The following is a 21,056-nucleotide window of genomic DNA, read 5'->3' as shown; positions in this document are numbered from 1 at the left end:
CCCAGCCCGTCAAACCCCGCTCAGGATCGGGTTTTGCTTCACGGTCAGATGACAGATCCCGGGACAGGTCCGATGACATCCGAAGTCGCCAGGGTGGCTCATGAACAGGCGTATGGAGCCGCAGGCCGGGGTGCGCGCGGACTGATGGCGTTGCGCGCGGCCCGCGCCGTGGCGCGCCTTCTGGCGCCTGTCTGCCTGGGGCTGGCTGGCGGGCTGGCGCTGGCCGCGGCCGGCGCGGGCGCCGCGCATGGCCCGGCCTGGCCGTGGGTGGCGCTGGCCGGCGTCGCGTTCTGGTTGCTGCAGTTCGTGCTCGGCCGGACGCTGCAACAGGCGGTCGCGGGCGGCGGCATCGGCCCGGCCCGGTTGACGCCAGTTGGCGGGGCGGCCGATCTGGCCCTGTCGGCCGTGGTGTCGGCTTTTCCCGATCCGTGCGTCGCGGTGGACCGTCGCGGCGTGGTGCTGGCGGTTTCGCCGCCAGCGGCGCGACTGTTCCCGCACCTTGCCACTGGTCGCCCCATGTCTTTCGCGCTGCGCGCGCCCGAGTTCGTGGAGGCGCTTGAGGCGGTGTTGAACGGCGGCGCTGGCCGGACCGTGCTGGTGACCCAGCGGGTGCCGGTGGAGCGCTCGTTCGAGATCGCGGCGGCGCCGCTCGACGCGGATCGCCGGCGGGGCGCCCTTGTGGTTCTGCGCGACCTGACGGACCAGTTGCGCGTCGAACAGATGCGGGTCGACTTCATCGCCAACGCCAGCCATGAGCTGCGCACGCCGCTGGCGACGGTTCTCGGTTTTATCGAGACTCTCCAGGGGCCGGCGCGCAATGACGCCGCGGCGCGCGAACGTTTTCTCGTCATCATGCGCGACCAGTCCCTGCGCATGAAGCGGCTGATCGACGACCTGCTGTCGCTGTCGCGCATTGAGGGCCGCGCGCACCATGCTCCCTCCGCGCCCGTGGATTTGGCCGATGTGGCGCGGCAGATCACCGGCGCCCTGCGGCCGATGGCGACGGACGCAGCCGTTGAAATCAGCCTGAGCGCGCCTGACGGGCCGGTGATTGTGCCTGGCGATCGCGACGAGTTGCTGCGGGTGGTGGAGAACCTCGTCGAAAACGCTGTGAAATATGGCGACAGCGGCAAGCGGGTGGCGATCGCCGTGACGACGCGCGCGATGTCAGGGGATGTCAGGGGCGCCAGCGCCAGGGCGGGGGACAGCGCGCGTGAGCCGGACGAAGCGCGGACGGAGGCCCCTTCAGAGGCTGTGATTGAGGTGCGTGACTTCGGCGCCGGCATACCAGCCGAACACGTGCCGCGCCTGACGGAGCGGTTTTACCGGGTCGACGCGCAGGCCAGTCGGGGCAAGGGCGGTTCTGGCCTGGGCCTGGCGATCGTCAAGCACATCGTCAATCGTCATCGCGGCCGGCTGACGATCGAGAGCGCGCCGGGCGAGGGGGCGACGTTCCGGGTCGTGCTGCCGCTTGCGCACGCCCGTCAGACAGATTGAAGCAGCCGTGCGACCAGGGTCAGGGGGCGCCAGATGCTTCAGGGGACCCGCCGCCGGGTCGGGTCCGTCTGGCGCGCGCCTTGCGCGCCGCTTTTTGTGACAGTCACCTCCCCAAAGGGATTAATGTACTGATAGTCATGGGTTTCCAGATGTCATACAAGCGTCATGGCAGGGGCCTAAACAGGCCGCGTTGACCGGGGTGGAGCATCTTCCCGCGGGTCAGCCGCGTCCCGGTCAGGGACGCAGGACGGTTGGACAACCCTGGAGACGTACCGTGAAATTCAAATCGCTTGCCGTTGCCGCCGGCATGGCCATTGCGGCGCTTGCGATGCCTGCCGCTGCGCGCGCCGACATTTCCGGCGCTGGCGCCAGCTTTCCGTTCCCGGTTTACGCCAAGTGGGCGGATGCCTGGAACAAGGAGACCGGCAAGAAGCTGAATTACCAGTCGATCGGCTCTGGCGGCGGCATCAAGCAGATTCGCGCCCGCACCGTGACCTTCGGCGCCACCGATGCGCCGCTGAAGGGCCCGGAGCTTGAGAAGGACGGCCTCGTCCAGTTCCCGATGGTGATGGGCGGCATCGTGCCGGTGATCAACGTCGAAGGCGTCAAGAGCGGCGAGCTGGTGCTCGACGGCCCGACCCTGGCGAAGATCTTCCTTGGCGAAGTGAAGACCTGGGACGACGCCGCCATCAAGGCGCTCAATCCCGATCTGAAGCTGCCCTCCACCGCGATCGCCGTCGTGCGCCGCTCGGACGGCTCCGGCACCACCTTCAACTTCACCGATTATCTCGGCAAGGTCAGCGCTGACTGGAAATCGAAGGTTGGCTCCGCCACCGCCGTCGAATGGCCTGTCGGCCTCGGCGCCAAGGGCAACGAAGGCGTCGCCGCCAACGTCGGCCAGACCAAGGGCTCGATCGGCTACGTCGAATACGCCTACGCGAAGGAAAACAACATCGCCTTCGCCCGCATGAAGAACAAGGCCGGCAAGGTCGTCAGCCCGGAGGTGAAGAGCTTCCAGGCCGCCGCCGCCAATGCTGACTGGTCGTCGGCTCCGGGCTTCGGCGTGATCCTCACCGATGAGCCGGGCGACGGTTCGTGGCCGATCACCGCCGCCACCTTCATCCTGATGCACAAGAAGCCGAACGACCCGGCCGCCGCCGCCGAAGCCCTGCAGTTCTTCGAGTGGGCCTTCGAGAAGGGCGGCCCGATGGCCGAGCAGCTGATCTACATCCCGATGCCGGCCAGCGTGGTGAAGCAGGTGCGCGACGCCTGGAGCGCCATCACCGGCGCCGACGGCAAGCCGCTCGCGATCGCGAAGTAAGCCGCCAGGGCGCGCCGACCGGGCGTCCGGCCAGATATCTGGCCGGACCCACATTTTGCTTCCCCGGACCGGGGAGGGGGGCGCAGGAGCGCTGGCGGGCCGTCAGGCGGCGCCGGCGCCAGACATGTCGCCGGTCTGGGCCGGCCGACCGGTGCAAGAGGCAAATCGGGGCTATTGATGGCTGACACCTCATTTTCAGGAGCCATGGCCGGGGCCGCGCAGGCGGCGCCAGGGCGAACGGCGGTCCTGCGCAAGTTCAGGCTGGGCAACCTGCTGTTTCTCAACCTTACGCGCGCCGCCGCCGTGCTGGTGCTCGTGCTGCTCGGCGGGGTCATGCTCGCCCTGATCGAAGGCGCCTCGCCGGCCCTTCGTGAATTCGGCTTCGGTTTCATCACGTCGCAGTCGTGGAACCCGGTCACCGAGAAATTCGGCGCTCTTGCGCCCGTCTACGGCACCATCGTCACGTCGCTGATCGCCATGCTGATCGCCGTGCCGGTGGGGCTTGGCATCGCCATCTTCCTCACCGAGCTGTGCCCGACGCCGCTGCGCCGGCCGATCGGCATCGCCATCGAGCTGCTGGCAGGCATTCCCTCAATCATCTACGGCATCTGGGGTCTGTTCGTCTTCGCGCCCTTCCTGCAGACGACGGTGCAGCCGTTCCTGATCTCCGTGTTCGGCCCCATCCCGCTGCTGAACGCGGTGTTCGCCGGCCCGCCCTACGGCATCGGCATACTCACCGCCGGCCTGATCCTCGCGATCATGGTGCTGCCGTTCATCACCTCGATCGCCCGCGACGTCTTCTCCACCGTCCCGCCGGTGTTGAAGGAAGCCGCCTACGGCATCGGCTGCACCCGTTGGGAAGTGGTGAAGAACGTCGTTCTGCCCTTCACCCGCGTTGGCGTCATCGGCGGCGTCATGCTGGGTCTGGGCCGCGCCCTCGGCGAGACCATGGCGGTGACCTTCGTCATCGGCAACGCCCACAAGATTTCCGCATCGATCCTGGCGCCGGGCACGACGATCTCGGCGACCATCGCCAATGAATTTACCGAGGCTGTCGGAGACATTTATACGTCTTCGCTGATCGCCCTTGGCCTGCTGCTTTTCGTCATTACCTTCATCGTGCTCGCCATCGCGCGCTACATGCTGCTGCGCCTTGAAATGAAGGGCGGGAAATAAGCCAATGAGCAACGCCAATCCCTTCTATGGCCGTCGCAAGAGCCGCTCCAACCTGATGATGGGCCTGTGCATGGCCGCATCGCTGTTCGGCCTGGCCTGGCTGGTGCTGATCCTGGCCGCCCTGATCTGGAACGGCTTCAGCGGCCTGTCGCTGGACGTGTTCACCCAGAACACCCCGCCGCCCGGTTCGGCCGGCGGCCTGCTCAACGCGATCATTGGCAGCCTGATCATGACCGTGCTGGGCGTCGTGATCGGCACGCCCATCGGCATCCTGGCCGGCACCTACATGGCCGAGTACGGCGCTCATGGAAAACTGTCGCTGGTGGTTCGCTTCATCAACGACATCCTGCTCAGCGCTCCGTCCATCGTCATCGGCCTCTTCGTCTACGAGGTGATGGTGGTGCGCATGGGCCACTTCTCCGGCTTCGCCGGCGCGGTCGCCCTGTCGATCATCGTCATTCCGGTGGTGGTGCGCACCACGGAGGACATGCTGAACCTGGTGCCCAACCAGTTGCGTGAAGCGGCTTCGGCCCTTGGCATGCCGCGTCACCTGGTGATCCGCCGCATCGCCTACCGCGCCGCCCGCGCCGGCATGGTCACCGGCGTGCTGCTCGCCATCGCCCGCGTCTCCGGCGAGACGGCTCCGCTGCTGTTCACCGCGCTGAACAACCAGTTCGGCGGCGCCAACCTCAACGGCCCGATGGCCAGCCTGCCTGTGGTGATCTTCCAGTTCGCCCTGTCGCCTTACAAGGACTGGCAGCAGCTTGCCTGGACCGGCGCCCTGATCATCACCCTGTCGGTGCTCACCCTCTCCATCCTGGCGCGCGTCATCGCGTCCAGGAGCCGCCAGTGAACGGAGGCCGCCCATGAACATGACCGTCGCACAATCCGCCGCCGTGTCGTCGGCGCGCCCCACGCAGCCTGCCGGAGCCAAACGCCAGATGCCCCACGTCCCGGAAAACGCGAACGAGAAGATCTCGGTCCGCAACCTCAAGTTCTATTACGGCGACACGCTGGCGCTGAAAGGCATCTCGCTGCCGCTGTACGAACGCAAGGTCACCGCCTTCATCGGACCGTCAGGCTGCGGCAAGTCCACGCTGCTGCGCATTCTCAACCGCATGTATGACCTGTATCCGGGCCAGCGCGCCGACGGAGAGGTTTTGCTCGACGGCGAAAATATCCTGTCGCCGAAGCAGGACAAGAACCTGCTGCGCTCGCGGGTCGGCATGGTGTTCCAGAAGCCGACGCCGTTCCCGATGACCATCTATGACAACATCGCCTTCGGCGTGCGGCTTTACGAGAAGCTCTCGAAAGCCGAGATGGATGAGCGGGTCGAGTCGTCGCTGCGTCGCGCCGCCCTGTGGAACGAGGTGAAGGACAAGCTGCACGCCAGCGGCCAGAGCCTCTCCGGCGGCCAGCAGCAGCGGCTGTGCATCGCCCGCACCGTCGCCATCAAGCCGGAGGTGATCCTGCTGGACGAGCCGTGTTCGGCGCTTGATCCGATTTCGACCGCCAAGATCGAGGAGCTGATCGACGAGCTGAAGGCCGAGTACACGATCGCCATCGTCACCCATAACATGCAGCAGGCGGCGCGCTGTTCCGAGTACACCGCCTTCATGTATCTGGGCGAACTGGTGGAATTCGACGAGACCTCGCGCATCTTCACCACCCCATCCGACCAGCGGACGCAGGACTACATCACCGGTCGCTTCGGCTGACGGGCGCCTGTCCGCGCCGCCGCCGCCGCAGGCGATGGCCGGCCGCTGATGAACAGCAACATGACGCGGAGGCGAGGGCGACGCCGCCCCCTCCGCCAGAACAGCACAGGACGTCGCCGCCAGCCGGCGGTTGATGGTCCAGGGAGATAAAGCCATGGCCGAACATATCGTTTCCGCCTATGACGCCGAACTCGCCGCCCTGCGCAATCGCGTGGTCGAAATGGGCGGCATCGCCGAGAAAATGCTGGATGACGCGACCCGCGCGCTGGTGCGCCGCGACGCCGAACTGGCCCAGTCGGTCATCAACGCCGACGTCCGCCTCGACAATCTCCAGCGTGAGATCGAGGAAAACGCCATTCTCACCATCGCCAAGCGCCAGCCGATGGCGGTGGACCTGCGCGAGATCATCTCGGCGATCCGCGTCGCCGGCGACGTCGAGCGGATCGGCGACCTGGCCAAGAACATCGCCAAGCGCGCTGTGGCCATCAGCGGCCAGATGCAGCCGACCCGCATCGTTGTTGGCGTCGAACACATGAGCGACCTGGTGCAGGAGCAGCTCAAGGACGTGCTCGACGGCTTCACCCAGCAGAACGTCAACGTCGCCATCGACGTCTGGAAGCGCGACGGTGAAATCGACGCGCTGTACACGTCGCTGTTCCGTGAGTTGCTGACCTACATGATGGAAGATCCGCGCAATATCGGCTTCTGCACCCACATGCTGTTCTGCGCCAAGAACATCGAACGCATCGGCGACCACACCACCAATATCGCCGAGACCATTTATTACCTCGTCACCGGCAATCCGCTGGTTAGCGAGCGCCCGAAGAACGATGACACCAGCTTCGCCCGCGTCGGCGAGGGCTGACGTCAGGACCCGGTGAGCCTGGATCTGGCTCCCGCGCCGGCGGTTCGTCTGCCGGCCGCCCGTCCGCCCGCGCGGACTGATCCAGGGCGCCCGCCGGTTTTGCTGGCGGCGCGTCGCGGCGGATTTCCGCGAGGCGTAATTGCTTCGCATCAGGGAAATGCGCTGGTTGAAGATGGTGGAGCGTTTTCTGCAGTGGCGCCGCATGCGTCAGGAAAGCGCGTCAAACCAGAGAGACAGGGCATAACCCCGGCAATGGGCCGGACCTGCCCCCATTGGACCCCGCATGGCCGCAAGGGCGAAAGCAGATCCGCAAGCCCCATCGGGCGCACCTGGTGTGACGGAGCATCGCCCTGACGTCCTGTTCCGGAGCATTTTCTGGCCGAAGGCATGGCTTGCCTCGTCCCGGAGAGGCTCCGGCGCCGTGTGGTTGGCCGCCGGGCGTGCGCGAGACGCTGCGCCGGGGCGTGGAGTGGAATATGGCGACGCGCATTCTGATCGTTGAAGACGAGGAATCCCTTTCCCTGCTGCTGCGTTATAACCTCGAAGCCGAGGGCTACGTGGTCGATAGCGTGGCGCGCGGCGATGAAGCCGAAGTGCGCTTGCAGGAGGCCCCACCGGATCTGGCGTTGCTGGACTGGATGTTGCCGGGGCTTTCCGGCATTGAGCTGTGCCGCCGTCTGCGCCAGCGCGAGGAAACAGCGCGCCTGCCGGTGATCATGCTCACGGCCCGGGGCGAAGAGGCGGAGCGCATCCGCGGCCTCGCCACCGGCGCCGATGACTATGTGGTCAAGCCATTTTCAGTGCCGGAGTTGCTGGCCCGCGTTCGCGCCCTGCTACGCCGCGCCAAGCCTGGCCATGTGGCCGCCCTGCTGACCGCCGGCGATATCGAGCTGGACCGGGAAACCCGCCGTGTGCGGCGCTCGGATCGCGAACTGCATCTGGGACCCACCGAATTCCGCCTGCTGGAATTCCTGATGCAGAGTCCCGGCCGGGTGTTCACCCGCGAGCAACTGCTCGACAGCGTCTGGGGCCGCGACGTCTATATCGACGAACGCACCGTGGACGTGCATGTGGGGCGGCTGCGCAAGGCCATCAACCGGCCGCGCCAGCCCGATCCGATCCGCACCGTTCGCGGGGCTGGCTATTCATTCGACGAAACCTTCGCCCGCTCCTGAGCATGCGTGCTGTTGGGTGGAGGGGTTTTCCGGTAAAATGAAAGCTCACGTGCGTCAGGAAAACGCGTCAGATCAGAACGATCGGGAGAATTTTCGTTTCGGTGTGAACGGAGTTGCCTGAGCCTTGCCCCAAGAAACAGCGCCCGCCATGTCAAAACCCGCCGTTGCCGGCGGGTTTTCTTTGCGCCGGGCGCCGGGCCGCGATCCTCATGCCAGGCTCAGGTGGGCCTGACATATCGGGCCCTGCAGACCCATGGGCGCTTGATGAAAACCGGCTCCGACTTTTGTCGAAAATTCTTCAGCCAAAAAAGCAAATGCCCGCGACAGGCGCGGGCATCGGATCGCTCAGTGGTTGAAGCCGCCGCCAGCTCAGTTGCTGCGGCGATCGCGGCGCCGCTCCGGCGGCTGGTAGGCGATGCGGCTGTGGAAGGTGCAATAGGGAATGCCAGGCGTCGTACGATTGCCGCAGAAACAGAAATCCGCCGAGGTCGGATCGCCCATGGGCCAGCGACACATGTTCTCGCGCAGCTCCATGATGGTGACGCGCTGGGATTCTGGCGCGGCGATCGCCGGAGACGTCGCGACAGCTGCGACAGCGGCCGGCGCGGGCATCCCCTGAGGGCGTTCAGGCGCGACGGCGACGGCTGCGAGCGCCGTATTGCCCTGCACCAGCGGGATGCTGGCGGTGGCCCGCGCATTTGTCGTTGCGGCGCGCGGCGCTGCGACGGAAACGCTCTTGCGCGGCTTCTGCGCGCCGCCCGAGGTGGATTTTGCCCGGCCTGACAGGCCAAGACGATGGACCTTGCCAATCACCGCGTTACGCGTCACTCCGCCCATGGCGGTGGCGATCTGGCTGGCGCTGAGCCCTTCCGACCAGAGCTTCTTCAGCAGTTCGACGCGTTCGTCGCTCCAGCCGCTTCCAGCTTCGCTCATCCGTTCCTCCGCACCAAATTCGTTCATGCAGAAAATCTGCGTAAACGCGCTGAACTGGTTCAGCTACGCAAAACATCAATCCGTCAGGGTAACGGCGCCACGATATGTCGTGGGATATGTCCCGGACCATACAAGATGGCGGGACGAGGCTTCAACCGCAGCAGTCCGCTCCCCACCGTTTTCCCCAGGAACATGATCAAAACGAGTCCGTGATCATATTTTTTCAACGATTTAGCAGAGGTGGGGCGCTGGACGGGCGGTTGCCGCTGGATAACACATATGCGGCTCGGGACACCCCACCATTGTCGCGTGACTGTTGCACGCGGACGTCATGATCCGCCGCCGGGCCGCCCGCGCGAAGGGCGTCGCAGGCCCGGACTCGGCGCAGAACCGGGAGCCTGTCTGGCGTTCCGATGTAAATGCATCCTGTAATTGACAGAATTGTCGCCCGGCATAAAATACAGCCGGTGCCGCCCTTCGACAGGGCGGCACTTTGATTTTCATGGACGTTTGGCTTCGGGCGCTGGCGCCTCCGGTCTGGCGTTCGCAGGCGCGACGCAGCCTGACGGCGAATACGGCAAAGTTGATGTCGGGGCCGGCGTCGCCATCAGGGAGTGCGGTCAGTGACGTCGCCGCTGTTGCCAACTTTTGCGCGTGTGGATCTTCAGTTCGAGCAGGGCCAGGGCGTCTGGCTGACGACGCGCGATGGCGAGCGATATCTCGACTTCGGCTCCGGCATCGCCGTGAACTCGCTCGGTCACGCCCATCCACACCTGGTGGAGGCTCTGACCCGGCAGGCCGGCAAGCTCTGGCACACCTCCAACCTGTTCCGGATTCCGGAAGGCGAGCGGCTGGCGCAGCGGCTGGTCGACAACTCCTTCGCGGATCAGGTGTTCTACACCAACTCTGGCGCCGAGGCGCTGGAGTGCGCCATCAAGATGGCCCGCAAGTATCACGCGACCAACGGCCAGCCCGAGCGCTACCGCATCATCACCTTCGAGGGCGCGTTCCATGGCCGCACCCTCGCGACCATCGCCGCCGGCGGCCAGGCCAAATATCTGGAAGGCTTTGGCCCCAAAGTGGATGGCTTTGATCAGGTGAAGGTGGATGACGCCGAAGCGCTGAAGGCCGCCATCGGCCCCGCCACCGCCGCCATCCTCATCGAGCCCGTGCAGGGCGAGGGCGGCGTGCGGGTTGTGCCGCCGGCCAAACTGCGCGAGCTGCGCAAGCTGTGCGATGAGCACGGCCTGCTGCTGATCCTTGACGAAGTGCAGACCGGCGTCGGCCGCACCGGCAAGCTGTTCGCCCATGAATGGTCCGGGGTCACGCCTGACATCATGGCCATCGCCAAGGGCATCGGCGGCGGGTTCCCGCTCGGCGCCTGCCTGTCGACCCTGGAGGCCGGCAAAGGCATGACCGCCGGCACGCACGGCACCACCTTCGGCGGCAATCCGCTGGCGGTGGCTGTCGGCAACGCCGTGCTCGACGTGGTGCTGGCTCCGGGGTTTCTGGATCACATCAACCAGATCGGCCTGCTGCTGCGCCAGCGTCTTGCCGAACTGCGCGACCGCTTCCCCCACATCATCGCCGAAGTGCGCGGCGAGGGGCTGCTGCTGGGCCTGAAGCTGAATGTGCCCAACACCGATTTCGCAGCCGCGGCGCTCGATGAAAGACTCATCCTGGTCGGCGCTGGCGACAATACAGTCCGGCTGTTGCCGCCGCTGACGATTACTGAGGATGAGGTGCGGGAAGGCCTGGCCCGGCTTGAAGCCGTGGCGGGGCGTTTGCAGCGCGAGGTGCGCGGCGCCGCGGCGGGAGCGGCGTGATGAATGCGCGTTTCGGGACGGAGCCGGTCAGCGGCCCTGTCAGTTTGTCACCGGAGTTATTGAAGGATCAGAATTTGTCGGCTTCGTCGCAGCAGCGGCGCAACTTCCTCGACCTCACCGATTTCACCGGTGAGCAGTTGCGCCATGTTCTTGAGATCAGCAAGCGCCTGAAGGCGGCGCGTCGCCGGGGCGAGCGCTCCGACTTCCGCCCGCTGACCGGCAAAACCCTGGCGATGATCTTCGACAAGCCGTCGACGCGAACCCGCGTGTCCTTCGATCTCGCCATGCGCGAGCTGGGTGGCGAAACCATCATGCTGACGGGCGCGGAGATGCAGCTCGGGCGCGGCGAGACCATCGCCGACACGGCCCGCGTCATGTCGCGCTATGTCGACGCCATCATGATCCGCATCCTCGACCACGCCGCCATGACCGAGCTGGCCGAATACGCCAGCGTGCCGGTCATCAACGGCCTCAGCAAGCTGTCGCATCCCTGCCAGATCATGGCTGATCTGCTGACGTTCGAGGAACGGCTCGGGCCGATCACCGGCCGCAAGGTGGCGTGGACCGGCGACGGCAACAATGTGCTGGCCTCGTGGATTCATGCGGCGGCGCTCCTCGACTTCGAGATCGCCGTGGCGGCGCCGAAGGACCTTGGCCCGGCGCCTGAGGTGCTCGCGTTCGCCCGCGCCAGCGGCGCGAAGCTGAGCCTCATCGACGACCCGCGTGAGGCGGTCCGCGGCGCCGAGGCCGTCATCACCGACTGCTGGGTCTCCATGGGCGATGAGGAAAGCGAGGCGCAGCGCCAGAAGCTCCTGCAGCCCTACCAGGTCAATGCGGAGCTGATGGCGGCGGCGGCGAAGGACGCCATCTTCATGCACTGCCTGCCGGCCCATCGCGGTGAGGAAGTCACCGACGAGGTGATGGACGGCCCGCAGTCCGTGGTGTTCGACGAGGCGGAAAACCGTCTGCACGCCCAGAAGGGCGTCCTGGCCTGGTGCCTGGGCGCGGCTGAGTGATGGCCGGCGCGGAAGCGGCCGGTTCCCACGCTGGCGACGACCTGTCCCTGCCGTTCGCGGTCGAGGCTCTGGACGTGCGCGGTCGCGTCGTCCGGCTCGGCCCGGCGCTCGACGCCGTGCTGGCCCGCCATGACTATCCGCCAGCGGTGTCCCGCGTCGTCGGCGAGGCCATGGCGTTGACCGTGTTGCTGGGCTCGGCCCTGAAGCTCGAGGGCCGCTTCCAGTTACAGACCCGCTCCTCCGGCGCGATCAACATGATTGTCGTGGATTTCGACGCGCCGGACCAGGTGCGCGCCTGCGCCCGCTTCGATGCGGAAGCCGTCGCCGCGGCCTCGGCCGCCGGCGAGACGGCGACGGGCGCGCTGCTTGGCAAGGGCCATCTGGCCATGACCATCGACCAGGGCAGCCACGCCAGCCGCTATCAGGGCATCGTGCCGCTGGAAGGCCAGAGCCTGGAGGAGTGCGCCCATACCTATTTCCAGCAGTCGGAGCAGATCCCGACCCTGGTGCGGCTTGCGGTTGGCGAGGAAATGACCTCGCAATCGCCAACCGGGCGGTTCTACCGGGCTGGCGGACTGATGGTGCAGTTCATGCCCCATTCGGTTGACCGTCTGCGTCAGGCCGATCTGTCGCCCGGCGACGCCCCCGCGGGCCATCAGATCGCCGCCGGCGTCGAGGATGAGGCCTGGAACGAGGCCCGCATGCTGGCCGAGACCACCGAGGCGCACGAACTGCTCGACCCCCTACTGCCCAGCGAGCAGTTGCTGTACCGGCTGTATCACGAGCGCGGCGTGCGGGTATTTCCAGCCCAGCCGGTGCGCGAGGCCTGCCAGTGCTCGCGCGAGCGCATTATGGGCATGCTCACCGGCTTCAGCCGGCAGGAGCGCGCCGACATGGTCGGCGATGATGGCCGCATCGGCGTGACCTGTGAATTCTGCTCGCGTCACTATGATCTGGATCCCGGACAGGTGGAGGCGGAGATCGCCGCCGCCGCCCTGGCGGACTCAGGCGAGGGCGGCGACCGCGAGCGGTGAGCCTGTTCCCGAACGTGGTTTCACCGGCGCGGCCTTGTCGCGCCGGTTTTTTGTTGGCTGTTCCTGGCCGGCTACGGCGCGCGCTCCGGCGAGAGCGCTTCCGGTGAAAGACGGTTCACCGAAAGCGCTCGATCGCTTTGACTGGACGTATCTTCTTTACGAAAGGCGGAGTCCGCTTTTCTTGAAGATGCCCGCGTCAGACGCCCAGGGCCTGGACAAGACGGCGGACGAAGGCAGTTCCGTTCTCCAACTCCGCGAGGGTGATGAACTCGTCGGCCTGGTGAGCCTGGTCGATGGAGCCAGGGCCGCAGACCACGGTGGCGACGCCGCCATTCTGGAAGTGTCCGGCTTCGGTGGCGAAGGACACCGTCGTGGTGTGATTGCGCCCCGCCAGACGCAGCGCCAGTTGCTCGGCGGCGGAGCCGGGCTTCGGCGCCAGGTGCGGCACGGCCACGTCGCAGATGGTGTCGATGCTGGCTTCCGGCGCGCCCAGGCGCATGCGCGGCAGCACGTCCGTTTCGGCGAAAGCGGCCAGTTCATCCATCACATCGCGATGGCTGTGACCGGGCAGGCCGCGAAACTCCCACAGGAAGCTGCAATCGCGCGCGATGATGTTGCGCGCCGTGCCGCCATGAATGGCGCCGACCTGAAGGGTCGAGCAGGGCGGATCGAACAGGCCGGTGGGATCGCCAGCCGTGGCGAACTGCTCCTGCCGGCGCGCCAGCCAATGGATCAGCTCGGCCGCCGCCATCACCGCATTGGCGCCGTGCGCCGGCTGTGAGGAGTGGCCTTCCTTGCCTGTGATGCGGGTGGTCAGCGACACCACGGATTTGTGGGCGGTGACCACGTCCATCCCCGTGGGCTCGCCAACGATGGCGACGCCAGGGCGCGGCAGATCCACGCCCATGCGCCCCACCGCGTCGACCACCCCAAGGCAGGACACCTCCTCGTCATAGGACAGCAGGATATGGATGGGCGTCGCCAGCCGGGCCGCGAGCATCTCGGGAACCAGCGCCAGCACAATGGCGACGAAGCCCTTCATGTCGACGGCGCCGCGTCCATAGGCGCGCCCGTCCGCCACGCGCAGCCGCCAGGGATCGCTGGTCCAGGCCTGGCCGGCCACCGGCACCACGTCCGTATGGCCTGACAGCAACACGCCGCCGTCCTGCGCCGGGCCGATGCTGGCGAACAGCGCGGCCTTTTCACCCGTTGCATCGGGGATGTGCACGGAAGCCACGCCCAACTGCGTCAGCCAGGCTTCGACAAAGGCGATGAGCTCCAGGTTGGAGCGGTGGCTCTCCGTATTGAAGGCGACCAGTCGCTCCAGCATGGCGAGAGGCGTCACATTGGCTCCTGACGGTTCCGGGCAGGTCGCCAGTCCAGACGGCGCCTGCTCCCGTTATCCTGTTCGATGCGCCGGCAAGTCTGGCTGGCGGTCTTGCCGGCAAAGTCTATCCGGAACGGCCGATCTGGCCAGGGTTGCCGAACCGCGAGCGGGCGTTCTTGCCGCAAGGCCCTCACGCCAGCCGCCGGCCAGAAAAGCTGTCAGTGGATGATGCGCGCCACGCCGGCGCGAATGGCGTAGGGACTGTCCAGCACGAAGGTGGGAATGGTCACCTCGAACCGTTCGCCAGCAGCGTCAATCATGGCGTAGCTGCCGCTCATTACGCCATGCGGCGTGCGCAGGGGGCAGCCGCTGGTGTAGGTGTAGGCGTCGCCGGGCGCGATATGAGGCTGCTCGCCGACAACGCCGGGGCCGGTGACAGCCTCCACCGCGCCGTCGCCATCAACGATGCGCCAGGTGCGGGCCCGCAACTGCACCGGGCGCGGCCCGAGATTGGCGATCTGCACCGTGTACGCCCAGAAATAATCGCCATGTCCCGGTGAGGACTGGTCCTCCAGGAAGCTGGGCGTCACGGTGACTTCAATGTCGTGGGTCAGTGCCTGGTACATGGCGCGCTCCGCTCGCAAACGCACATCACACGAGGGGTGGCGGCGCCGCCCTGCCGGGCGATGTCGCCTTACGTGGCTAACCTGTCTCATGAGCCAACGCGTCTCGTGAGACCATATCATTCCGCCGGCTGGTTGTGGCCAGCCGCATGGTCACGGCGCCGGCTTTCTCATCCAGCCTGTCTGCTCCATCCAGACTTTAACCAGGTTCATGGCCTTTCCCAAGAATGGCTTTTCCAAGAATGCCTTTTCGGAGAATCGGCGTCCTTCAGCCCGCCGTCAATGGCGTCGAAAGGAGAACCTGAGAGACGCCGCCTGGTTATCTTGTCGTAAGGCGAAAAAGGGAATAAATTCTTTGGCATAGGACGGTCGCGCTCACGGCCGCGCCGGGTATGGACGCTGATGGGTCCGTCAGCCGGAGAGGCAGGGAAAGCCTGTTGCAAGGAAATGCCCGTGACCGGGAAGAGTTTGTTGCAGCGAGGAGCCTGTTGACGGAGCGCCGCGAGGCCGGCGGCTCGTGGGAAAGGCGGCTTTTGCCAGCGCCTGGCAGGCGTTGACGTTCAGAGGACATGGCGCGCCAGCAGCGTCGCGCCCTGGATCAGGATCGCGCCCTGGCGCGAAGCACGCGCGCCGGAGGTGTTCAGGAGGCAGCCATGCTGTCACATCAGCAGATCTGGCAGGCGATTGACGGGCTGGCGAAGCGCCATGGCCTGTCGGCGTCAGGCCTCGCCCGGCGCGCCGGGCTTGACCCCACCACATTCAACCGCTCCAAGCGCATCGCCACGGACGGCCGCCTGCGCTGGCCATCGACGGAATCGGTCGCCAAGGTGCTCGACGCCACTGGCGCCTCGATTCACGAGTTCCTGACGCTGGTGGGAGGGGAGCCGTCCGTCGCGGACGCCGGGCAAACGCCACAGACAGGCTCGGGTCCGCCGCCGGCGCGGCCGCGCGGCATCCCGTTGATCGGCATGGCCCAGGCCGGCCAGGGCGGTTATTACGACGATTCCGGCTATCCTGTTGGCTCCGGCTTCGATGAGGTGATCTTCCCGCGCGCCGGCGACGGATCCCTGTATGGCCTCAAGGTCGCCGGCGATTCCATGCTGCCGGTGTATCGCGATGGCGACGTCATCGTCGTCGATCCGGCGGCGACCGTGCACAAGGGCGACCGCGTCGTCGCCCGCACCCGCGACGGCGAGGTCATGGCCAAGGAACTGGCCGCCCGCACGGCCCGGCTGGTGCGGCTGCGTTCGCTCAACCCCGAACACGCCGAGCGGGAGATCGCGCTGAAAGACCTCGACTGGATCGCCCGCATCGTCTGGGCCAGCCAGTAACTGGCTCTGCGCCGGTCCGGAAGCCTTGGCGGGTCAGGGGCCAAGGCTCAGGGGCCAGGACTCAGGGGCCAGGACCCGCTGTGCGCCGCCGCGAGACCGGCGAGCCGCTGGCGTCCGGCGATGCTCAACACCCCCTGAAGACAGGCGGGCGCTTTTCGAGGAAGGCGTTGATCGCCTCCTCGTTGTCTTCGGTCATTGAGGCCAGGATATACTGGTCATTGTCCATATGGGCGGTCAGGCGGTTCAGGGCGGTTGCCTGTTCTGTGATGGTGCGTTTCGCCATGCGCATGCCAATCGGCGGCAGGGCGGCGGCTTTGCGCGCCCAGCGCATCGCGGCGTCGAGGGCCTGGCCATCTTCCGTCATGTCGTCGATCAGGCCCCATTCAAGCGCCTGGGGCGCATGGACCCGCTCGCCGAACAGGATCAGTTGCTTGGCCCGGGATGGTCCGAGGAGGTTCAGGATGCGGGGCGCGGCGTTCCAGTTGAGGTTCCAGCCGAGGGGGATTTCGGGAAGGCGCATGTGGGCGCCGCGACCGGCAATACGGAAGTCGCATGAAACCGCCAGCGCCAGCGCGCCGCCAAGGCAAAAGCCCTCAATGGCGACGATGGTGACCTGATCGAGGTTCTCCCACGCCGCGCATGTGGTGGGGGCGAGGCGCAGCAACTCGCGCTTTTCCAGCAGCGGCGCCGTCCGGCGGGCTTGGTGGTCGGGGTCGGACAGATCTGCCCCTGAAGAAAACACCGGATCGCCGGTAAGGATCACCGCGCTGGTGTGAAAATCGTCGCGTAACCGCAACGCCGCCTCACGCAACGCCTCGATAGCTTTCACGGACAGGGCGTTGATGCGATCGCCCCGGCGCAGGGTCACCGTGGCGACGCGGTCTTCAAAAGTGACGCTGACCGGACCGATTTCGAATGGCGTGGACATGAAATTCCTCCCGTGTCGCCGCCGTTTCTGGCGGTCTTCAGGGACGGAGACTAGAGCGCTTTCCGACCAGACGGAATCGTCTGGTCGATCAGAATTCGCACAAAACAAGGGAAACTGGCGCAATTCCCGATCCATGTAGATCGGGAATTGCTCCAGTTGAACGAATTCAACATTTGCACCCACCTTCACATCATGCAGCGCCTGTTTCGGTGACAGGCGCAGCCATGCAATTACGACAAAAGTGAAGGGCGCCTTTCTGGAGCCGGCGCGGCGCGGGGATAGCCAGAAAACACCAGGGGCGATCCTTGCGGATCGCCCCTGGTGAAGCCCGGGCGACGTTTGGGCCTTGCAGGTCGCGGATGCGTCAGCATCTTCGCGACCTGGCGTCAGGCACGCCGGATTCTGAAAGGTCGCTCAGCGAACGCCAAGCAGCTCCACGTCGAAAATCAGCGTTGCGTTCGGCGGAATGACGCCGCCAGCGCCACGGGCGCCGTAACCAAGCTCGGCCGGGATGGTCAGGATGCGCTTGCCGCCCACCTTCATGCCGGCGACGCCCTCGTCCCAGCCGCGAATGACCTGGCCGCCGCCGAGGCCGAACTCGAACGGCTGGTTGCGGTCGCGCGAGGAGTCGAACTTCTTGCCGGGCTTGCCGTTGTTATCCAGCCAGCCGGTGTAGTGCACCTTGACCTGCTGGCCGGCCTTGGCCACGGGGCCGGTTCCAACGACTTCGTCCTTGTACTTCAGGCCGGAGGGAAGGGTGGTGGTTTCGGCGGCGGATACGCTTGCGGTCATGGCGAGAACTGCTGCTCCTGCGAGAGGGATCAGGGTGCGGGAAATCATCGAACGGAACATGCCGTGGGCTTCCTTTATAGTGTTTTCCAGCGAAGCGGGCGCCGCTTCGCATCAAGAAAGCACGTCAAACCAGACAGATAGGGCCGGTTCCCGTTCAGGATGAACGGAGCTTGCCCTGGCGTGCGCTTCATCGAAGCGACGGTCGTCGCAGAGATTAGCGGCATCCGTGTCGAAATTGCGATGGTCTGAGGCCAGGAATGGCGACAGAACAGGCCGCCGCCATCGCATGTCCACAGGCAGTCGCAAGGCGGGGCTCTGGCGTCAGGGCATTTCCGGTGAAACCCGGTTCGCCGGCAATGTCCTGACATTTTGAATGAAGGCGCTTTCCTGATGCGAAGCGGACGCCGGCTTCGCCGCAGAGCGCTCCAGTCTGTCGTCAGCCGGCCTTGCCAGCGGCGCGGGCCGCCAGGAAAGCCTCATGATCGGCAATGAGCTGACCGTCGAGGCCCTTGCGGATCAGCTCCAGGGTCCCCGGGACGCCCAGGATCGCGGCGAACGAACCGAAACGGGGGCCGCGCTCCTCGCCGAGCAGGATCTGGTAAAGGGCGTTGAACCAGGCGCCCGAGACGCCGGGGCGCTCCGGCGTCGCCCCCTTGGCTTTGAAATCCTGATAGTCGGGCACGGTGCGGCCGACCTCATAAACCACGTCCTGGATCTGGCCCGCGTCGGCGTTGGCTGGCAGGGCGGCGAGACGCTCCGCCAGATCTTCCAGCGCCTTGCGCTCACTGTCAGACGGCGGGCGATAGGTTTTCGCCGGCTTGACGAAGTCCTGGAAATTCCGCACCGCGTAGCCCAGCAGGCTGTCGAGGCGCGGGTGGGTTTGTGGCGCGGCGCTGGGCGCATAGCGCTTCAGGAACTGCCACAGGCCTTCCTTGGTCTCGGCGTTGGCGACCGCGGCGAGATTGAGCAGCAGGCCGAAGGAAATCTGCGTCGGACGCGGCGCATTCTCGCCGGTTTCCGCGCCAGCCTGGGTGACGGCTTCCGGCGCTGGCGGATTGCCGCCGTGGATGTGGTGCACCGGGTTGCCGAGGCGCTGCTTCGCGTCCTGCCGCGCATAGGCGTCAAGAAACGACAGGTATTCGTCGACATTGCGCGGGATGACGTCGAAATGCAGCCGCTTGGCCTCGCGCGGACGGGCGAACATGAACAGCGCCAGACTTTCCGGCGCGCCATAGGTCAGCCAGTCCTCGATGGTCAGGCCATTGCCCTTCGACTTGGAGATCTTCTGTCCCTTTTCGTCGAGGAACAGTTCGTAATTGAAGCCTTCCGGCGGTTGGGCGCCGAGGGCGCGGGCGATCTGGCCCGACAGCTTCACCGAGTCGATCAGGTCCTTGCCGGCCATTTCGTAATCGACGCCCAGGGCCGTCCAGCGCATTGCCCAGTCCGGCTTCCACTGCAGCTTGGCGTGGCCGTCGAGGGCCGACGTCTCGAAGCGTTCGCCGCTCTCCGGATCGCGCCAGACCAGGGTGGCGCTGTCGGCCCGCACCTCATCGATGGGAACCTGCATCACATGGCCGGTGACCGGATGGATCGGCAGGAATGGCGAATAGGTGCTGGCGCGTTCGGCGCGCAGCGACGGCAGCATCACCTTCATCACCGCGTCATAGCGCGCCAGCACCAGACGCAGCGTGTCGTTGAAGCGGCCGGACTTGTAGCACTCCGTCGCCGACAGGAATTCGTATTCGAAGCCGAAGCTGTCGAGGAAGGCGCGCAGCCGGGCGTTGTTGTGCTGTCCAAAGCTCTCATGCGTGCCGAATGGATCGGGGACCTGGGTCAGCGGCTTGTTGAGATGCTGCGCCAGCAGGTCGCCGTTCGGCACATTGTCCGGAACCTTGCGCAGGCCGTCCATGTCGTCGGAGAAGGCGACGAGACGCGTCGGCACGGAATCATTGGTCAGCAGGCGAAAGGCGTTGCGCACCATGGTGGTGCGGGCCACTTCGCCGAACGTGCCGATGTGCGGCAGGCCAGAGGGGCCATAGCCGGTCTCGAACAGCACGTAACCCTTGTCTTTGCCAGCTTTCACCGCGGCTTCGCGGCGCGCAACGAGCTTGCGCGCTTCTTCGAACGGCCAGGCGGAGGACGTCTGGGCGGCCTCCACGAGTTGCGGGTCGAAAGCGGACGTGGTCATGGAACTGCGACTCTTTTCAAAATGTTTTGCCGGCATGGCCGGCGTCATGTCAGGGCCAGATCCGGTCATGACGGATGTGATCTGTCCCTGTGCTGTTGAACTGGCGCGCTTTGCTGAAAAACGCTGCCGGCGCCGGCTTCCGGTCCAGGCTGATCGGAAACCGCTCCAGGTTTTCCTGGTTTGACCGAATTCTGATCGACCAGCTGATTTTGTCTGGTCGGAAAACGTTCTCGCAAGGACGGCGCCGGCAATGCCTTCAATGTGACCGGCGAAGCGCCGCGTCAAGGCTGGCGACCGCCTGCAGATGGCCTTCCCGCTCCCGGACGTGCGAAAAACCGTTCAGAAAAAGCTGACGGGAAAGTAACGCAGGTACAGCTCGTCGTAGCGTCCGTCGCTCCACATCTGTTGCAGGGCGTAGTCAAAGGCGCGTTGCAACGCGGCGTCGTTGCGGCGGACGATGAAGCCGACGCCCTCGCCAAAAAACGCGTCCGAAAGGTAAGGGCCGCCGGTGAAGCCACAGCAATTGCCGGACAGGCTGCCGTCCTGCCACAGCGCCATGCCCAACCCGTCGCCGAATACATAGGGGACCTCGCCGGCCCGCAGCGCCGCGCCAGCCGCCGGCAGGTCGGGATAGGCCTTCAGCGGCGAAGCCGGAAAATTGGCTTTCAGCCAGGCTTCATGGGCCGAGCCGGCGACCACGCCGATGGTTTTGCCTGCAAAATCCTTCTCCCCCGGCCCTGGCGAAGCAGCGCCGTTCTTTATCATGAACCGCCCCGGAAACCGCATGTAGGGCCGGGTGACGGTGAAGCGCTCCAGCAACCCGGGCGTGGCTGGAATGGCGGCGATGACCACATCGCCCTTGCCCGCGGCCAGAGCGTCCAGCAACGTGTCGAAGCGGCGCGTCTGAATGGTGCAGGCGACGCCGAGGCGATCGCAGGCGGCCCGGGCAAGATCGACAGTGAACCCGGTGGGACGGTTGTCGTCGCCGACGAAATTCAGCGGCGGGAAGCTGTCATCGGTCAGAATGCGGATGGTCCCGGCGCCGCTCATGTCGGGACGTTCCAGCCGGGAGTTGGGATTGCCAAACATGGGAATGCGCACGGCGGGCCGTGAACTGGCCGCAGCGGGCGCGTTGGCTGCCGGCGCCGCCGTCGCTGGCCCAGACGCTGCTGGTTCACCTGCTGTCGGCCCGGCGATCGCCGCCGTCGCCAGCAATGAGGCGATGGCAAGGGCGATGGTTGCGACGATGACAATATGCACGTTATGATTGAACATCGTCCGCAACAACGCAACGCTCCTCATCCGG

General features: G+C 65.9%; 18 protein-coding genes. 11 read left to right on the top strand and 7 right to left on the bottom strand.

Going from position 1 to position 21,056, the window contains the following annotated elements; all coding sequences use genetic code 11:
• The first annotated feature begins 72 nt into the window (after positions 1-72).
• The 7 genes from IE243_RS12550 (at position 73) to phoB (ending at position 7,752) form a co-directional block, all read left to right on the top strand.
• Complete coding sequence (locus IE243_RS12550; RefSeq protein ID WP_244643129.1) at positions 73-1,497, top strand: ATP-binding protein; 1,425 nt, start codon at positions 73-75, stop codon at positions 1,495-1,497.
• Positions 1,498-1,771: 274 nt separating this feature from the next.
• Positions 1,772-2,818: a phosphate ABC transporter substrate-binding protein PstS gene (pstS, locus tag IE243_RS12545; RefSeq protein WP_280514596.1), complete on the top strand. Its 1,047-nt coding sequence runs from the start codon at positions 1,772-1,774 to the stop codon at positions 2,816-2,818.
• Between the two features lie 204 nt (positions 2,819-3,022).
• On the top strand, positions 3,023-3,994 hold the full coding sequence (gene pstC / locus IE243_RS12540; RefSeq protein WP_191319795.1) for a phosphate ABC transporter permease subunit PstC: 972 nt from the start codon (positions 3,023-3,025) through the stop codon (positions 3,992-3,994).
• A gap of 4 nt (positions 3,995-3,998) precedes the next feature.
• Positions 3,999-4,847, top strand: a complete 849-nt coding sequence (gene pstA / locus IE243_RS12535) for a phosphate ABC transporter permease PstA (protein WP_191319730.1) — start codon at positions 3,999-4,001, stop codon at positions 4,845-4,847.
• Between the two features lie 19 nt (positions 4,848-4,866).
• A complete protein-coding gene (gene pstB, locus IE243_RS12530; protein ID WP_191319794.1) occupies positions 4,867-5,712 on the top strand; it encodes a phosphate ABC transporter ATP-binding protein PstB in 846 nt (281 codons plus the stop codon).
• A gap of 154 nt (positions 5,713-5,866) precedes the next feature.
• On the top strand, positions 5,867-6,577 hold the full coding sequence (phoU, locus tag IE243_RS12525; RefSeq protein ID WP_191319729.1) for a phosphate signaling complex protein PhoU: 711 nt from the start codon (positions 5,867-5,869) through the stop codon (positions 6,575-6,577).
• Between the two features lie 476 nt (positions 6,578-7,053).
• Positions 7,054-7,752 (top strand): phosphate regulon transcriptional regulator PhoB, encoded by a 699-nt coding sequence (gene phoB, locus IE243_RS12520; RefSeq protein ID WP_191319728.1) that lies wholly within the window; start codon positions 7,054-7,056, stop codon positions 7,750-7,752.
• 369 nt (positions 7,753-8,121) lie between these two features.
• Here phoB and IE243_RS12515 read toward each other — a convergent pair whose 3' ends face one another.
• Positions 8,122-8,685 carry a GcrA family cell cycle regulator gene (locus tag IE243_RS12515; protein ID WP_191319727.1) on the bottom strand — a complete coding sequence of 188 codons (564 nt, stop codon included), beginning with the start codon at positions 8,683-8,685 and terminating at the stop codon, positions 8,122-8,124.
• 623 nt (positions 8,686-9,308) lie between these two features.
• Here IE243_RS12515 and IE243_RS12510 point away from each other — a divergent pair.
• From IE243_RS12510 to IE243_RS12500, 3 genes are all read left to right on the top strand, one after another.
• Positions 9,309-10,511, top strand: a complete 1,203-nt coding sequence (locus IE243_RS12510; RefSeq protein ID WP_191319726.1) for an aspartate aminotransferase family protein — start codon at positions 9,309-9,311, stop codon at positions 10,509-10,511.
• 74 nt (positions 10,512-10,585) lie between these two features.
• Positions 10,586-11,527 (top strand): ornithine carbamoyltransferase, encoded by a 942-nt coding sequence (gene argF, locus IE243_RS12505; protein WP_244643128.1) that lies wholly within the window; start codon positions 10,586-10,588, stop codon positions 11,525-11,527.
• Complete coding sequence (locus IE243_RS12500) at positions 11,527-12,561, top strand: Hsp33 family molecular chaperone (protein ID WP_191319724.1); 1,035 nt, start codon at positions 11,527-11,529, stop codon at positions 12,559-12,561. The genes argF and IE243_RS12500 overlap by 1 nt, the downstream gene beginning before the upstream one ends.
• Positions 12,562-12,757: 196 nt before the next feature.
• Here the strand turns inward: IE243_RS12500 and argE are convergent, their stop codons facing one another.
• Complete coding sequence (gene argE / locus IE243_RS12495; RefSeq protein ID WP_280514595.1) at positions 12,758-13,906, bottom strand: acetylornithine deacetylase; 1,149 nt, start codon at positions 13,904-13,906, stop codon at positions 12,758-12,760.
• Positions 13,907-14,106: 200 nt separating this feature from the next.
• A complete protein-coding gene (gene apaG, locus IE243_RS12490) occupies positions 14,107-14,514 on the bottom strand; it encodes a Co2+/Mg2+ efflux facilitator ApaG/CorD (protein ID WP_191319723.1) in 408 nt (135 codons plus the stop codon).
• Between the two features lie 650 nt (positions 14,515-15,164).
• Between apaG and IE243_RS12485 the strand changes: the two genes are divergently transcribed.
• Positions 15,165-15,842, top strand: a complete 678-nt coding sequence (locus IE243_RS12485; protein WP_191319722.1) for a S24 family peptidase — start codon at positions 15,165-15,167, stop codon at positions 15,840-15,842.
• A 124-nt stretch (positions 15,843-15,966) separates the two neighbouring features.
• On the opposite strand, the gene IE243_RS12480 is transcribed toward IE243_RS12485, so the two are convergent.
• The 4 genes from IE243_RS12480 to IE243_RS12465 form a co-directional block, all read right to left on the bottom strand.
• The gene (locus IE243_RS12480; RefSeq protein ID WP_191319721.1) at positions 15,967-16,770 is read right to left on the bottom strand and encodes an enoyl-CoA hydratase/isomerase family protein; all 804 of its coding nucleotides are present in this window, start codon (positions 16,768-16,770) and stop codon (positions 15,967-15,969) included.
• Positions 16,771-17,184: 414 nt separating this feature from the next.
• Positions 17,185-17,622 carry an FKBP-type peptidyl-prolyl cis-trans isomerase gene (locus IE243_RS12475; RefSeq protein ID WP_244643127.1) on the bottom strand — a complete coding sequence of 146 codons (438 nt, stop codon included), beginning with the start codon at positions 17,620-17,622 and terminating at the stop codon, positions 17,185-17,187.
• A gap of 376 nt (positions 17,623-17,998) precedes the next feature.
• Complete coding sequence (locus IE243_RS12470; protein WP_191319720.1) at positions 17,999-19,750, bottom strand: lysine--tRNA ligase; 1,752 nt, start codon at positions 19,748-19,750, stop codon at positions 17,999-18,001.
• 339 nt (positions 19,751-20,089) lie between these two features.
• Positions 20,090-21,052, bottom strand: a complete 963-nt coding sequence (locus IE243_RS12465) for a transporter substrate-binding domain-containing protein (RefSeq protein ID WP_244643126.1) — start codon at positions 21,050-21,052, stop codon at positions 20,090-20,092.
• Between the last annotated feature and the right edge of the window lie 4 nt (positions 21,053-21,056).

The sequence above is a fragment of the Camelimonas fluminis genome (assembly GCF_014656355.1).
Classification (GTDB): Bacteria; Pseudomonadota; Alphaproteobacteria; order Rhizobiales; family Beijerinckiaceae; genus Camelimonas; species Camelimonas fluminis.
The sequence above is the reverse complement of the archived record's forward strand: the minus strand, read 5'-3'. Positions and strand labels throughout refer to the sequence as shown.

Bases quoted from the DNA above. Each gene is read 5' to 3' on its own strand.
- IE243_RS12550 (WP_244643129.1), top strand. From the start codon at position 73: ATGACATCCGAAGTCGCCAGGGTGGCTCATGAACAGGCGTATGGAGCC.
- IE243_RS12500 (WP_191319724.1), top strand. From the start codon at position 11,527: ATGGCCGGCGCGGAAGCGGCCGGTTCCCACGCTGGCGACGACCTGTCC.
- IE243_RS12515 (WP_191319727.1), bottom strand. From the start codon at position 8,685: ATGAGCGAAGCTGGAAGCGGCTGGAGCGACGAACGCGTCGAACTGCTG.
- pstC (WP_191319795.1), top strand. From the start codon at position 3,023: ATGGCCGGGGCCGCGCAGGCGGCGCCAGGGCGAACGGCGGTCCTGCGC.
- IE243_RS12470 (WP_191319720.1), bottom strand. From the start codon at position 19,750: ATGACCACGTCCGCTTTCGACCCGCAACTCGTGGAGGCCGCCCAGACG.
- pstA (WP_191319730.1), top strand. From the start codon at position 3,999: ATGAGCAACGCCAATCCCTTCTATGGCCGTCGCAAGAGCCGCTCCAAC.
- IE243_RS12485 (WP_191319722.1), top strand. From the start codon at position 15,165: ATGCTGTCACATCAGCAGATCTGGCAGGCGATTGACGGGCTGGCGAAG.
- apaG (WP_191319723.1), bottom strand. From the start codon at position 14,514: ATGTACCAGGCACTGACCCACGACATTGAAGTCACCGTGACGCCCAGC.
- IE243_RS12475 (WP_244643127.1), bottom strand. From the start codon at position 17,622: ATGTTCCGTTCGATGATTTCCCGCACCCTGATCCCTCTCGCAGGAGCA.
- IE243_RS12465 (WP_244643126.1), bottom strand. From the start codon at position 21,052: ATGAGGAGCGTTGCGTTGTTGCGGACGATGTTCAATCATAACGTGCAT.
- phoB (WP_191319728.1), top strand. From the start codon at position 7,054: ATGGCGACGCGCATTCTGATCGTTGAAGACGAGGAATCCCTTTCCCTG.
- pstB (WP_191319794.1), top strand. From the start codon at position 4,867: ATGACCGTCGCACAATCCGCCGCCGTGTCGTCGGCGCGCCCCACGCAG.
- phoU (WP_191319729.1), top strand. From the start codon at position 5,867: ATGGCCGAACATATCGTTTCCGCCTATGACGCCGAACTCGCCGCCCTG.
- IE243_RS12480 (WP_191319721.1), bottom strand. From the start codon at position 16,770: ATGTCCACGCCATTCGAAATCGGTCCGGTCAGCGTCACTTTTGAAGAC.